Here is a 13,671-nt window from a genome sequence, read left to right as displayed (position 1 = left end):
TCACACTGCCGCACAGCCGTTTTCGAGCGACCGCGGCTACCCCACCCTCGTGACGGCCGGCGCTTCGCGGGACCATGGCACGGCAACTTCGCCGTCCGACGACTCTCCTATTCCGGCCGTGACCTCTTTGACGAAGTCGCCGATGTAGCGAATGGCGCGGCGACCTTCGGGCAAAATGTCGGCCGCCAACGGGAAATCGTGGATCTGCCCGTCCCACAGATGCAGATCGCAGCGAATTCCCGCGGCATCCAAGCGCTTTGCCATCAGTTCGGCGTCGGGCAGCAGCAATTCGTCGGAGCTCGCGTGGATGGTGACCGGGGGCAAACTGCACAGATCGGCATCGACCGGTGAGACGACGGGACCCGTGGAGCCGTCCGGGCCGGGAAGTTGCACCTCTTCGAGATATTGCGTGAATATCGACAACGCCGCACGCGTGAACATGGAGCACCGACGGGCATTGCGGTGCCTCAATTTTTCGGCGGGGTCCGCATCGGCGAACGGCGAGATCGTCGCGATACCCGCCGGCTTCGCGACTCGGGCGCGAATGGCCGCGAGCGCGGTCATGAACGCCAGATATCCGCCGGCCGAGTCGCCGGCGACGACGACCTGTTCGCCGTCGTAGCCGCTTTCCTGCAGCCAGCGCAGCCCGTCGAGGCCGTCCTGGATGGCGTCGTCGACCCGGTGTGACGGCAGCTTCCGGTATCCGACGGTGAGCACCGCGGCGTCGGCGGCTTTCGACAAGCGGGTCACGAGCGAGCGGTGCGTGTTGAGGCCGCAGGTCAGAAATGCGCCTCCGTGCAGATAGAGAATCGCCCGCGTCGACGACGCGCCGGGCGCACGAACCCATTCCGCGTTGCAGTTCTCGAGCCGCACGGGATCGATCTTCGCGGACGACCTGAAGTGGGGCAGCAGACCTGCCAGGCCGTCAACGTATTCCAGCGGCCAATGCAGGTTCGGTTGAAAAGCCCACGCGCGAACCGCATTCTTCACGATCAGCCGACTGGCCAGGGACACCGCAACCGATTGCGGACTGTGGCGATGGTGAATTCGCCGCTTGTTCTCCTGTTTTGGCAAAACGTGGCACGGATCTTTCTTCTTCGTTGCCAATTGCAATCACTCCTGGCCTCAGAATTTCACGGTGGCCCGGGTTCTGCTGTGGCGGTCTGCGGGGCGGCAGCTTTGTCGAGGTTTTGAGGCTGGGGGTAGGCGGCGGCGCCGCGTGTCGTGCGGTGACGCCGGGTCCTTTATCCCGGGGGTGGTTACTCCTTTCTTGGGGTCGAGAGGGCATAGGGGCCTGTGGGTCAGGGTATGGCGCGGACCCTGTTGAGGGCGTCGGCGAATTCTTGTGCCCAGGGCCAGGTTTGGGGGATCCGCAGGATCAGGTAGCGGGATCGTTTGATCAGCCGGGCCGCGGCGTGCAGCAGCCGGTAGCGCAGGGTGGCGGGTTCGGCTTTGGCCAGTGGGCCGTCCAGGAGTAGCAGTCGCATCCAGCACAGCAGGTCGATGGCGATCGCGACGGCGGTGACCCAAGCGGTGTTGATGGCGAACGAGTGTGAGGGCCAGCGGGCCAGGCCGGTGTCTTTGCCGGTGCGGATGAAGCCCTCCACCCGGGCGTGGACGCGGTGGCGGGCTTCCAGTCGCTGGGGTTGTCCACCGGCAGTCGAGGTGGCGAGGACCTGGTAGCGGTAGCCGGCCAGCTGCTCGAACAATGACAACTGGGTGCCGTGTTCGATTTCTTCGCGCCGCACCAGGATGCGCATGCCGGCCGGCCAGCCGACCAGCCGATCCCCTCCGGTGCTGTGGCGCAGCAGCCCGGTCAACTCGGCGACCTGGGCGTCGTCACGGGCCGCTCCGGTGGCATCCAGTGCGGCTTGCCATCCCGCATCGGGCATCTGGCCGATCGCGACCCGGACCCGCTCATCGAGGTCGAATCCGACCGAGTAGCCCACTGACATCCCCGGCCGGGCATTGAGTTTCTCCAGGTGTTCGACGACGGCGTGGCTTGAACCCGCGCCGTCGATGGTGACCAGCAACTTGCGGCGCCACTTGGCCGGGATCGCCGCGATCGCGGCGTCGATGATCGCGATATGATCGGCCGCGGTGTTCGAGCCGGCGTTGCCTGCACGGGCGATCACCGCCAGCAGTTCGCCGGTGTTGTCACACCACGCCAACAGCGGGTGGAAGCCAAACCCGCCTTTGAAATTGCCTGCGGCGTGCTGCTTATCGCTGTGCGACTGAATCAGCGACGCGTCGATGCGGATCACGATCGTGTCCCCGAGGTCCCCATAGCAGGTCTGCGAAGCCGGGATCGCACCGTGGCGGGCCTCGATCGCCTCCCACACCCGAGAGCGGACCTTGTTGCGCACGGCCGTGACCTCGGTGATGCTCTGCTCGTCGATCTCGCCCAGGGACCGCCACATCGTCGGAACCGACGCCACCGCCTGAAACAACCGGTGCTGATCGCGCAGCACCGCGGTGCCGGCCAGGTTCTGCGCGCCGCCGGCGATCGATACCGCCACATCGCGCAACACCGCGCCTCGGTCGTGGGTGACTTCTGGGCGCGACAGCACCGACGACAAACCGCTGGTCAAACCCAGATTGTCGGCCAGCAACCGGGGTATCACGTTACCGGCGTGCCCGACCACGTCGTCGCCACGGACCTCAACTCGGACATTCTTCGACCAATCCGTAGTAGCCTGCATCTGACAGGTGCACTCCCATCCTGGATAACCGAGCCTCGAATACTCCGATTATCCTTGCGGCAGTGCACCTTTCACGTTAACGACACCCCTGAGCTCCACATTCGATGAAAAATCCAGGCTGGCAGGAGCAAGTACCCTGCACGCGGTCCGGGAAACCGGGGGTGAACGCGGGGTCATGTCGCGATCGTCACGTTTGGCCAACCCCTGGGCGGGGTAACGCGGCGGTGCCCCAAGATGGTGAGCATGGACAACGCGGAAGCTCCGGCGGGCGCCGCCGCTCTGCTCGCGGACCGGGTCGCGGTGGTCACGGGCGCCGGCGGCGGGATCGGAGCCGCCACCGCACGGTTGTTCGCCCGGCACGGCGCCCGGGTGGTGGTCGTCGACATCGATGCCGATCTGGCCCGTGGCACCGCCGAGCAGATCACGTCGTCCGGCGGCGCCGCCACGGCGGTGGTGGCCGACGTTCGCGACTCCGGCCAGGTCGCCGACCTGGCCCGCGCGGTCCTGGATCGATTCGGCCGGGTCGATGTGCTGGTGAACAACGTCGGTCACTGGCTGCGCCACCCCGGCAATTTCGTCGACACCGACCCGCAATTGTGGGACGAGTTGTACCGGGTCAACCTGCACCACGTCTTCGTCGTGACCCGGGCGTTTCTGCCCGCGATGATCGAGAGGCACGCCGGCGCGATCGTCAACGTGTCCTCCGTCGAGGGTTTGCGCGGTTATCCGGAGGATCCGGTGTATGCGGCCTTCAAGGCCGCGGTCATCCACTTCACCCGAAGCCTCGCGGTCCAGGTCGGCCGCGACGGTGTGCGCGTCAACGCGATCGGGCCCGACGTCACCGAATCCCTACAGGTGCCCTATTCGCAATGGCTGTCCGCCGAGGAGCAGGCGCAGTGGCCGCAATGGGTCCCGATCGGGCGCATGGGGGTGCCCGAGGACCAGGCGCGGGTGATTCTCTTTCTGGCATCGGATCTTTCGGCGTTCGTCACCGGGCACACCATCCCGACAGACGGCGGCACCGGCGCGGCGGGCGGTTGGTTCCGCTCGTCGCGCCGGGCCGGCCGGGAATGGACTAACCGCCCCATCGCGCCCTAGGCCGCTCGGACATATCCCAGGGCCGCGTTCTCGGCGCGGATCCGCACGGTCAGCACCAGCGCATTGGCAAGGCTGAACACCACCGCAGTCAGCCACGCGGAATGGATCAGCGGCAACGCCGCCACCTCCGCCGCGACCGCGACGTAGTTGGGGTGGCGCACCGCCACCGGACGGCGGTGCTGAGCGCCACCACGGCAACCATCGGCCAGCCCAGCCACGGAATAAACGGCGCGTGCGCGGACCACACCTCGACGACGCACGAAACCAGTAGCAAAGCATGAACACTCATCATCGCCGGGTAGTCTTAGCGCCCGAATTCTTTGCCGCCGTGCGCGATTGACCATCTGGTGTGGCTCCGTGAGACCGCGAGCTCGATCAGGCGCTCGACGGCGACAGCGAGGACGAACAGGAAATACATGAGCAGCCTCCTCACCACCGCAGCAGCAAAAGCTCGAAGCTGAAGCCCGGACCCATCGCCAGCATCACCCCGAACTCGCCGGCGGCCGGCGGCGTGGCGACCGTCCTGCGCAGCACGTCGAGCACCGACGCCGACGAGATGTTGCCGTTCTCGCGCATCGAATCCCGGCTGTGTGCCAGCGCCTCCGGCGAAAGCCCCAGCGCGTTCTCGATTGAGTCGAGCACTTTCGGACCGCCGGGATGGCACACCCACGTCGAGATGTCCGCGACGGTCAGCCCGTGTTCGGCCAGAAGGCTCTCGACCTCGCCGCGCAGGTGGTCGTCGACCATCTTCGGGACGTCGCGGGTCATGACGAGCCGAAAGCCGCTGGAGCCGACGTTCCAGCCCATGACGTCGACGGTCTCGGGCACCACACGGCTCCGGGTCGCCAGGACGTGGGGGGCACGGTCGAGGTTGTGCCCCAACGTGTTCCGGTCTGCGCCGGTGGCGACCACCGCGGCCGCGCCGTCCCCGAACAGCGACACACCGATCAGGGCCGGGATCGAGGCGTCGTCACGCTGCAGTGTCAGCGAGCACAGCTCGACCGACAACAACACGGCCACATCCCCCGGGTAGCCGTGCAGGTAGTCGTGGACGCGTGCCATCCCCGCGGCGCCCGCCACGCAGCCGAGCCCGAACAGCGGGACCCGCTTGATGTCCGGCCGCAGGCCGACCCGCGAGATCAGCCGCGCGTCGATCGTCGGTACCGCGATACCCGTGCTGGAAACCATCACGATCGAATCCACCTCGTGCGGTTCGACATTCGCCTCGGCGAGCGCCTCGCGCAGGGCATGTTCACCCAGGTCGACGGCGACCTCCAGGTAGGCGTCATTGGCTTCGGTGAACCCGCTCAGACGCGGGTAGCGCGACAGCGGCAGCGCGAGGCTGCGACGGTCGACACCCGTCGTCTGAGCGAAGCGCATGAACCCGGGCTCCGCGAACTCGGTGAGCTCGTGCGCCACTTCGTCCTGGTCGTAACGGTGCCGGGTGAACGCCACGGCGGTGCCGGCGATCCGCGGGGCCGCGCCGCGGCCATGATGAGCGGAACATTGCGAGGGCCGAGAATACCTTGTTGCAGTCATACCCCAGCCGACGAGCGGCGGCCCCTCAAGGTTCATCGCGCACAGAGCCGCGCGAAAGCGGCCCGTCAGAGACCCGGAATGCCCGGGATGCCCGGCACCGGGAGGTGCGGGATCGGGATGCCCGGGGGTCCGCCGGGACCACCCACCGGACCGGGTCCGGGGATCGGTGGACCGGGAGGCCCCCCGAAAATCGGTGGAACTCCGGGGATCGGTGGGCCGGGGGCTCCGCCCGGTATGCCCGCGCCCGGCGCGGGGATCGGCGGGCCGGGCGGGCCGAGGGGCACCGGTGGGGCGGGCAGCGGGGGCGGCGGAGGGGCCTGTGGAGCCGCCGGGGCCGGAGGGGCTGCCGGGGCCGGCGCGGCCGGTGCCGGCTTCACCGGGGGGCGCTGATTGGTTGCCGGTTTGGCGGGCGGGGCCGGCGGCGGGGGCGGCTTCGCCGGGGCGACGGCGGTCGCGCCGATGGCGGGCCGGTCGTCGACGTGTGGCCGGATGGCGAAGGCCAGTGCGAACACGAGCGCCACCACCCCGGCGACGAACAGCGACAACACGCCTATGGCCACCAGGAACGGTCTGGTCGTCTCCCGCGGTTCGCCGTCCTCCTCGGCACCGATCGCGGACGCGGCAAGGCCGCCGGTGGCGGTCGTCAGCGCGTCAGCGTCCTCGTCGGGGACGGCGCTGTAGGCCAGCCCCTCGTCGCCCTGGTCGGCGGGAGCCGGGACCTCCAGGTAGCCGGGGACGGCCGCGTGCGGGCCCACCACGCCCGTGCCGGGATCTTGCGCGTAGGCCAGAGCGGCCGTCGACGAGGAGAACAACGGCGGGTTGGCCGACGCCAGCGCCGCGCCCATCGCCAGCGCCGTCTCCGGCTCCTCGGGTGTGCTCACCACCAGCGACGTCGCCTGCTGCAGCTGCCCTTTGATCGCGGCGACGTCGACACCGTCGGAGCCGACGACGAACAGGCCGTCCGGCCGCGGTTGCAGCGCGTCGACACCGGCGACCATCGCGATCAATGCTGCGACGGCAGCGTCCTCGTCGTCGGGTAGGTTCTGTCGCCGCACGTCGGCCAGCGAACCGTCCGCGGAGTCGACCACCGCGAGCGTCGCGGTGTAGGGCTCCAGGAACAGCAGCGCGGTGTGCGCGTAGCGCGTCGCGCTGCCCACCGTCTGAGCCAGCGCGGCCGCGGCCAAGAAAGCCGAGACCAGCATGACTTTCTCGATTTTCAATCCGGCCAGCAAGTCGTTCAGGGCGGCGGCCTGTCCGGCCTCGGTCCACGTCACCCCGATCGATGAAAGCTGGTAGCCGGCGTCGACCGCACCTTCCCGGGTTCCGAGGATCGCCGAGACCACCTGACTGGGGGCGTCGGTGTCGTCAGGACTCTGCCCAGCGGGCAGTTCGAAGCCTTCCGTGTCCACGGTGGCGCCGTCAGCGTTCTCGCCCTCGACCAGCACCATCCGAACCATCGTGGGTGTCATCGACACCCCGAGTACGGTCTCCACCGCCCCTCCCGTTATGGCTTTTCCCGGCCCTTCTCCGATGCCCCGCCCGTGTCCACCGTAAACATCGACGGTGGCGTGTCAGCCGATGGTCACCGGGATGCCGTTGAGGGCGCCGTTGCCGGACCGTTCGTCGAGGAACGTCGGCGGGGACAGCACGTTGGTGTTGACGCCCGGTGAGCCGTTGGCCACCGCCATGCGGGTGCCCGGCTTGCCGTGCCCCCAGCCGTGGGGCATCGACACCACGCCCGGCCTGATCGCGTCGGTGATTTCGACGGGCACGCTGATCTCGCCGGCCGACGACTTCACCGTGACGACGTCGTCGTCGGCGATCTCGCGGCGGGCCGCGTCGTCGAGGTGCATCAGCAGCGTGCACCGGTCCTTGCCCTTCATCAGCGCGGGCACATTGTGCAGCCAGGTGTTGTTCGACCGCAGATGCCGGCGGCTCACGAGGACGAGCTCGTCGGCGGGGCGCTGCAGCCGCGCGGCCAGCCGCGGCAGGTCGTCGAGCAGGTATTGCGGGGCGAGCCGGATCTTCTTGTCGGGGGTGCCGAGCAGGTCGGGCAGCTGGGGCACCATCGGCCCGAAGTCGATCCCGTTCGGGTTGGCTTTGAGCAGGTCGAGGGTCAGTCCGCCCGGGTTCTCGCCGTAGCGGTCGCCGAAGGGACCGGTCCGCAGCGTGAGGTCGAGCATGCGCTCCGGGCCGCCGTACTCATAGAGTTCGCGGATCTTCGCTCCGTCGAGTCCCTGGGTGAAGGCCAGGTAGTCGAAGAACCCGTCGTCGATCGCCGCCACGTCGACGTCCTCGGCCGGGGTGCCGGTGCACAGGCCGGTGAGCCGGATCAGGATCTCCCACTCGTGCGGGCGGTCGCCCGGGTCGAACACCGGCGCCGAATAGTTGGCGATGCTGCGTATCGCGAACAGCAGGATCAGGTCGTCGTGGTGCGGCTGCTCGAGCGGGGACAACCCGGGCAGGATCACGTCGGCATGCCGCGTCATCTCGTTGAGCCACAGGTCGACGGAGATCATTGCTTCCAGCATCGGCAGCGCCTCGTCGAGCCTGTCGCCGCCGGGCGTGGACAGCACCGGGTTGCCGGCTACGGTGATCAGCGCCTTGAGCTGCCCGTCGCCCGGTGTGGCGATCTCTTCGGCCTGCACGACACCGGAGCCTGACCGAGGACCTCCTTGGCGCCGCGCACCCGGGTGCGCCAGCGGCCGAATTCGGCTGCGCCGCTTTCCAGGCCGGGCAGCGGCTGGGTGGTGATCGACCAGGCCGCCGGCTTGGGGAGCATCGCGCCACGGCCAGCAGCGAACCCTGCGACGCGGCGGGATTGGCGCCCATGATCACCATCAGGTCGGTGCGCTCGATGTCGGGTACCGGGAAGTTCCACCACAGCCCGTACATCAGGTGCGACGACAGGTTTTTCGGCCATTGGTCGACCGTGCCCGGCGAATACGTGATCGGTATCCCCGACATCCCCATCAGCACACCCGCGTAGCGGGCCAGCGAAAACGAATGTGCTAGTGGGTTACCGGCGTAGGCGGTGACCGCACCGATCCCGTACTTGTCGATCACCGGCGCCAGCAGCTCGGTGCAGCGGCGGAACGCGGCGTCCCAGCTGACCTCGCGCCATTGCCCGTCGACCTTGATCAACGGGCGGCGGATGCGGTCGGGGTCGTGGTGCAGCGCGGCCAGCGACGCGCCCTTCGGGCACAGGTGCCCCCGGCTCCACACGTCGTCGCGGTTTCCGCGGATGCCGGTGACCTTGCCGTCTTTTGGGCCGCCTTCGACGTGAATCTCCAACCCGCACATGGCTTCACAGAGTGGGCAGGTGCGCAGGTACCTGGTGCGTTCGCCGGTCGTCACCCGCCCAACTGTATTCCGCGACCTGGCGTAGCGGAAGTGGGTGCTGCGGGTCTCTGAAAAGATGGCGCGATGGCCGAACGCTGCCCCGAATGCGGTTTCACCTACGACCTCCGCCTGGCCCAGGCGGCCGGGGACGACATCCGGGCGGGAGTGGCCGAGGTCGCGGCGGTCCTGCGCGACGGTGCGGTCGACGCCCGGTCTCGCCCTCGGCCGGAGGTGTGGTCGCCGCTGGGCTACGGATGCCACCTGCGCGACGTGCTGCTGGTGCAGCGCGAGCGCGTCCTGGCGGCCCGGCGGGCGGACGGGGCGGACTGCGCCGCCATGGGGCGCGAGGAGCGGGTCGACCACGACGGGTACGACGAGCAGGACCCGATCGACGTGGCGCGCCAACTCGAAGACGCCGCAGCGCTTTTCGCCAACGTCTTGGCCCGCTTGGGCGACGGCGAGTGGGACCGAACGGTGGTCTACCACTACCCGCGGACGCAGGAGCGGTCGCTGCGCTGGCTCGCCGTCCACACCGTGCACGAGGCCCGGCATCACCTCCTCGACATCCGCCGCCAGGTCGGCGCGCCGGCGGGCGTTGTCCCCGTCGCGGGTCTCGGAGACCACGCTTATCGGGTTCGGTGCAGCTGGCAGGGCTCGACGGGAGTCGGCTACCGCGACTATCGGCGCGAGCATCAGGTCAGCGCGCCCCCGGCCCACGACACGCTGACACTGTCGGCGGACCCGGCGTTCCTCGGTACCGCGGACCGGCTCAACCCCGAACAGCTGCTGGTGATGGCCGCGGCGTCGTGTCAGCTGCTGTCGTTTCTCGCCGCGGCAGCCCGGGCGCGCGTCGACGTGCTCGGCTACACCGACGACGCGGTGGGCGTCATGCCCGCCGGTACTCCCCCGATGCGGCTGAGCCGCATCGCGCTGCGACCGCGGATCGTCGTGGCGGCGGGAGCGACCGCAGCGCAGGTGCGCCACCTCGTCGCCGTGGCGCATCGGGAGTGCTACATCGCCAACTCGCTCAGCGCCGACGTGACCGTCGCACCGCAGGTCGAATTTCGGGCGATCGTCGACGGCTGAGCCCACCGCGATGTACGCCGTGGAGCAATCCGGCGGCAACCAAGCGCGACAGGCACCGCCTGCGGCAACCCTCCGGGAAGGCCAACGCCCGGCTAATGCCCGGCAAATCATTGGGCACCGGTTGGGTGCGCCGACATCTACCGGAAACCGCGAGTCAATTCGGCGCCGCCGCGGCGGCGTTCGCCGCGACGCGAACCTGACAACCTGCTGATTTTCCGCCGGGAATTGGGTTCGAGTCCGGCCGCCGAACTGTACACCCGCCCGGCTCCCGGCTTAATGTCGGCACAGATCAACCACCACGCGCAAACACGAAGCGGCCGCCACGATGATCGCCCACCCCTCGGGAAGGAACTGGGTCGATGCGCCAACAACCGCCAACCCGCTGATGACCGACGACCGACAACCCGACCTCGACTATCTGCGCTGCGAACTGCTCGACCGGGTGGACCAGCTTCCGTTCCACGAATGGTCTCCCGACCTGCTGCGCGCGCTGATCGCGGTTTTCGACCTCAACGGCATCACGCCGGCGACCAGGCACCACTTCCGGCCTTACCTCGTCAGATAGCGGTCGACCCGCGCGGTCCTCGGCGATCCGCCGCCGGGCCATTAGGGTCACCACGATGGAGATGTGGGAACTCGTCGCCCGCGAACAGATCCGGGAAACCCTGACACGCTACAACTGGTCGGGTGACGCCGGCCGCCTCGACGAGCTGGCCGAGACCTTCCATCCCGACGGCGTTCTGGAGATTCGCGGCTTGAACCCGCTGCGCGGGCGCTCCGAGATCCGCGAGTTCCTCGGCGGCGTGACCGGAGACCTGGCCGACAGCGCGGGTGTCAAACCCGTTGTCCGGCATAATCTCACCAACGTGTTGATCACCGGCCTGACTGCCGGGCGGGCGCAGGTGTCGTCGTATTTCACCGTGCTGACCCACATCGGGCTCGACCACTTCGGGCGCTACCGCGACACCTTGGTGCCCGACGGTGCCGCCTGGCTGATCGAACACCGCCGGGTGTCGACGGATTGGACGGCCCCAGACTCGGCCATGGGACGCACGCCGGCGGGCTGAGCCCCGGGCGCTCACCCGTCGAATGACCGGCCTGCGGAACACCGCTGCCCACCCGAAGCGCGGGCATGGCAGGGTGACATGCGTGGCCAACACTTCTGAATCGATCGTCGTCGAGCAAGACCTGCGCGAAATCGAAACGCCCAAGGGCGCGCTGCGGTACTACGACTGCGGGCCCGACTCCCGCCCCACGCTGTTGTTCCTGCACGGCTCCGGCCCCGGGGTCACCGGCTGGCGCAACTTCCGTGGACTCCTGCCCCGCTTCGCCGAGCACTACCGCTGCCTGATCCTCGAGTTCCCAGGCTTCGGCGTGAGCCCGGACGTCGGGGGCCACCCGATGGTGACCGCGCACGGCGCCGTCGTGCCGTTCCTGGACGCGCTCGGCGTCGACAGGGTCCACGTCATCGGCAACTCGATGGGCGGCGGGGTCGGCATCAACTTCGCGATCCGCAACCCGGACCGCATCGGCCGGCTGGTGACCATCGGCGGGATCGGCACGAACATCTTCAGCGCCAGCCCCAGCGAGGGCATCCGGCTGCTGCAGGAGTTCACCGAGGACCCCACCCGCCAGCGGCTGGTGGACTGGCTCAAATCGATGGTCTACGACCAGAAGCTGATCACCGACGAGCTGATCGAGGAACGCTGGCAGCTGGCCACCGACCCCGAGACACTGGCCGCCGCGCGCCGCATGTACGGCAAGGAGGCGTTCGCCGCCATGACCGCGGCGATGGAGGCCTCCGACCGGCCGATGCCGTGGGCGACGATGCACAAGCTGACCGCCCCGACGCTGCTGACGTGGGGCCGCGACGACAGGGTGAGCCCGCCCGACATGGCCCTCATCCCGATGCGCACCATCCCCAACGCTGAACTGCACATCTTCCCGAAGTCCGGGCACTGGGCGATGATCGAGGCCAAGGAGGCGTTCGAGAGCACCGTGCTGGCGTTCCTGTCGCGCTAGTGGCGATCGCGAGCGCGGCGGCTCGCCGAGAGTGAAGTGGTTGCGACATCTCCGCGCAGATTTCGCAACCACTTCACGTTCGACGCGCGGCGGAGCCGGGCGAAGCGGGTCGCCACCGTCGGCTCAGTGGCGATCGCGAGCGCGGCGGAGCCGGGCGAAGCGGGTCGCCACCATCGGGCTCAGTGGCGATCGCGAGCGCGGCGGAGCCGGGCGAAGCGGGTCGCCACCATCGGGCTCAGTGGCGATCGCGAGCGCGGCGGAGCCGGGCGAAGCGGGTCGCCACCATCGGGCTCAGTGGCGATCGCGAGCGCGGCGGAGCCGGGCGAAGCGGGTCGCCACCATCGGGCTCAGTGGCGAGGGTACGGCCTAGATCGGATCGAACGTCGAGATGAGCCACACTCCATCGATCCGCGTCAGGCCGACGATGACGCTGCTGGCGGTCTGAACCGGCTCGGGTGTGTCCTTGCTGGTAGTGGTTTGATCGAGGAAGACCAAGACCTTGCCCGAGTCCGCGCGCAGTTCGTCGACTACGGCACGCTTCACCACAGCCGTGGTGCTGACGCCCTTGGCCTTGGCCGCGGGCAGCACGATCTGATCGGTGAACTTGCTGTAATAGGTCAAGAAGTCACCTGTCAGGTGTGACTTTGCGGCTGCCAGGTCACTCTCGAGTTTGTCCGGCGCATACGAAAGAAGGGCGACAGTTCCTTGCGAAGCCGCGGCGACCGCCGACTTCGCGGCCACGTCATCGGTCTGCCGGTCGTGCAGATATTGGCCGAAGTACAGCCCGGCTGTCCCCGTGGCGGCAGCCACGAATACCAATCCGGAGATGATCAGTGGCCAACGCGACACCAGTCGTCGTAGACGACTTCGGCGCGTGTTCGCCGCCTCATCCACCCAACCGCGCTCGCAGTCGCTGGGCCGCTCGTCGCTGACGCTGGTTCTGACTGCGTCAAACTGCGTGGCGTCGCGGTTTTCGACGCGGCTGGCGGTCATGGGATGAATTCCATGCTCGACATCTTGATCTGTCCGCCGTCCCTGACCAGCTTGAGGCTCAGCCGCCACGAGCGGGGCTGTCCCGCGGCGCCGGTGGTATCGGTGAGGGTGGTGTTCGCCGCAACCAGAACCACCGCGGTGTCGCTTGTCATCGAATCCACGGCGGCGGCGCGGACGCTGGTTTTGGTGGCCGCTTTGGCTTTCTGGGCGGCCTTGACGAAATCGTCTGCGGCAGTCTGAAAGTCAGATTTGAATTGGCCCGTCGAACTATCGATGATGCGTTGGACATCGTCTTTGGCGCGTGCCGCGTCGATAGACATCAGTGTGACGACAATTTGTCGTGCCGCGGCGGTGAACTCCGCAGCGCGGTGCTGCTGACGCGTCAGAACGGCGTGGTGTCGGATCATGACGGCGCTTGCGGCGATCAGTCCGGCGGTGCCGAGGAGCGCGATACTTACCAGGACCGTCATCGTGGCCGGACGGCGGGGTCGGCGCGCCTCCCGTTCGGGTGGTGGCTCGTCTACGTCAGAGCGCGATGCGGAAGCATCGGTGACCGTCGCGTCGACAAGGGGCAGTGGAGTTTCATCCTTGGAAGGAGGGTCCTCCTCGGAAGGGGTGTCGTCGCCGCCAGGGGCCACCGCAGAGGCCTCTGGCAACGCACTTTTAGCCAGCTGTCCACGTTGGGCCAGCCGCATGGCTTTCAGGCGGGCGCGGGCGGCGGCGGCCAGGGCTTCGGCCTCTGCCGCTTCTGCCTCCGCTTCTTCGAGAAGACCGGCGTCAGCTGATACGTCCTCGCTGCCGTTGAAGTTCGACCGCGTTGTCGTATCGGGCATTTCGTCCTCCCGTTGATTTTTCCATTCCAGATCGAGCACATCTTGCGCTGGTGCCG

The 13,671-nt window shown here is 68.3% G+C and carries 11 protein-coding genes and 4 pseudogenes; 7 read left to right on the top strand and 8 right to left on the bottom strand.

Annotation, left to right across the window (positions count from 1 at the left end; translation table 11 throughout):
• Positions 1–36 precede the first annotated feature (36 nt).
• Positions 37–1,074 carry an alpha/beta hydrolase gene (locus tag AB8998_RS13765; protein ID WP_369741565.1) on the bottom strand — a complete coding sequence of 346 codons (1,038 nt, stop codon included), beginning with the start codon at positions 1,072–1,074 and terminating at the stop codon, positions 37–39.
• Positions 1,075–1,301: 227 nt separating this feature from the next.
• The gene (locus tag AB8998_RS13760) at positions 1,302–2,702 is read right to left on the bottom strand and encodes an IS1380 family transposase (RefSeq protein WP_369736302.1); all 1,401 of its coding nucleotides are present in this window, start codon (positions 2,700–2,702) and stop codon (positions 1,302–1,304) included.
• A 243-nt stretch (positions 2,703–2,945) separates the two neighbouring features.
• Between AB8998_RS13760 and AB8998_RS13755 the strand changes: the two genes are divergently transcribed.
• Positions 2,946–3,800, top strand: a complete 855-nt coding sequence (locus tag AB8998_RS13755) for an SDR family NAD(P)-dependent oxidoreductase (protein ID WP_369738428.1) — start codon at positions 2,946–2,948, stop codon at positions 3,798–3,800.
• On the opposite strand, the pseudogene AB8998_RS13750 reads toward AB8998_RS13755, so the two are convergent.
• The 4 genes and pseudogenes from AB8998_RS13750 to AB8998_RS13735 form a co-directional block, all read right to left on the bottom strand.
• Positions 3,797–4,218 (bottom strand): annotated as a pseudogene (locus tag AB8998_RS13750) (isoprenylcysteine carboxylmethyltransferase family protein). The gene AB8998_RS13755 and the pseudogene AB8998_RS13750 sit on opposite strands and share 4 nt — an antisense overlap.
• An 11-nt stretch (positions 4,219–4,229) precedes the next feature.
• Positions 4,230–5,255, bottom strand: coding sequence for a type III polyketide synthase (locus AB8998_RS13745; protein ID WP_369738427.1), 1,026 nt, complete (start codon positions 5,253–5,255; stop codon positions 4,230–4,232).
• 149 nt (positions 5,256–5,404) lie between these two features.
• A complete protein-coding gene (locus AB8998_RS13740; RefSeq protein WP_369738426.1) occupies positions 5,405–6,832 on the bottom strand; it encodes a DUF7159 family protein in 1,428 nt (475 codons plus the stop codon).
• Positions 6,833–6,910: 78 nt separating this feature from the next.
• Positions 6,911–8,642, bottom strand: a pseudogene (locus tag AB8998_RS13735) (molybdopterin dinucleotide binding domain-containing protein).
• A gap of 123 nt (positions 8,643–8,765) precedes the next feature.
• On the opposite strand from AB8998_RS13735, the pseudogene AB8998_RS13730 reads away from it, so the two are divergent.
• The 6 genes and pseudogenes from AB8998_RS13730 to AB8998_RS13705 form a co-directional block, all read left to right on the top strand.
• Positions 8,766–9,260, top strand: a pseudogene (locus AB8998_RS13730) (DinB family protein); the annotation flags it as partial.
• The gene (locus AB8998_RS13725) at positions 9,246–9,767 is read left to right on the top strand and encodes an OsmC family protein (RefSeq protein ID WP_369741564.1); all 522 of its coding nucleotides are present in this window, start codon (positions 9,246–9,248) and stop codon (positions 9,765–9,767) included. The pseudogene AB8998_RS13730 and the gene AB8998_RS13725, both read left to right, overlap by 15 nt.
• Positions 9,768–10,152: 385 nt before the next feature.
• Entirely contained in the window at positions 10,153–10,332 is a 180-nt protein-coding gene (locus tag AB8998_RS13720) for a hypothetical protein (RefSeq protein WP_369738425.1), read from the top strand.
• A gap of 55 nt (positions 10,333–10,387) precedes the next feature.
• Positions 10,388–10,834 (top strand): nuclear transport factor 2 family protein, encoded by a 447-nt coding sequence (locus AB8998_RS13715; protein WP_369738424.1) that lies wholly within the window; start codon positions 10,388–10,390, stop codon positions 10,832–10,834.
• 73 nt (positions 10,835–10,907) lie between these two features.
• Complete coding sequence (locus tag AB8998_RS13710) at positions 10,908–11,789, top strand: alpha/beta fold hydrolase (RefSeq protein ID WP_369741563.1); 882 nt, start codon at positions 10,908–10,910, stop codon at positions 11,787–11,789.
• Positions 11,790–11,912: 123 nt separating this feature from the next.
• A pseudogene (locus tag AB8998_RS13705) lies at positions 11,913–12,128 on the top strand (2-isopropylmalate synthase); the annotation flags it as partial.
• A 27-nt stretch (positions 12,129–12,155) separates the two neighbouring features.
• On the opposite strand, the gene AB8998_RS13700 reads toward AB8998_RS13705, so the two are convergent.
• On the bottom strand, positions 12,156–12,782 hold the full coding sequence (locus tag AB8998_RS13700) for a twin-arginine translocation pathway signal (protein WP_369738423.1): 627 nt from the start codon (positions 12,780–12,782) through the stop codon (positions 12,156–12,158).
• Positions 12,779–13,654 (bottom strand): hypothetical protein, encoded by an 876-nt coding sequence (locus AB8998_RS13695; protein ID WP_369738422.1) that lies wholly within the window; start codon positions 13,652–13,654, stop codon positions 12,779–12,781. The genes AB8998_RS13700 and AB8998_RS13695 overlap by 4 nt, the downstream gene beginning before the upstream one ends.
• Positions 13,655–13,671: the final 17 nt, after the last annotated feature.

Origin of the sequence: Mycobacterium sp. HUMS_12744610 (assembly GCF_041206865.1) — a bacterium.
Classification (GTDB): Bacteria; Actinomycetota; Actinomycetes; order Mycobacteriales; family Mycobacteriaceae; genus Mycobacterium; species Mycobacterium servetii.
This window is presented reverse-complemented; position numbering and strand designations above follow the sequence as displayed.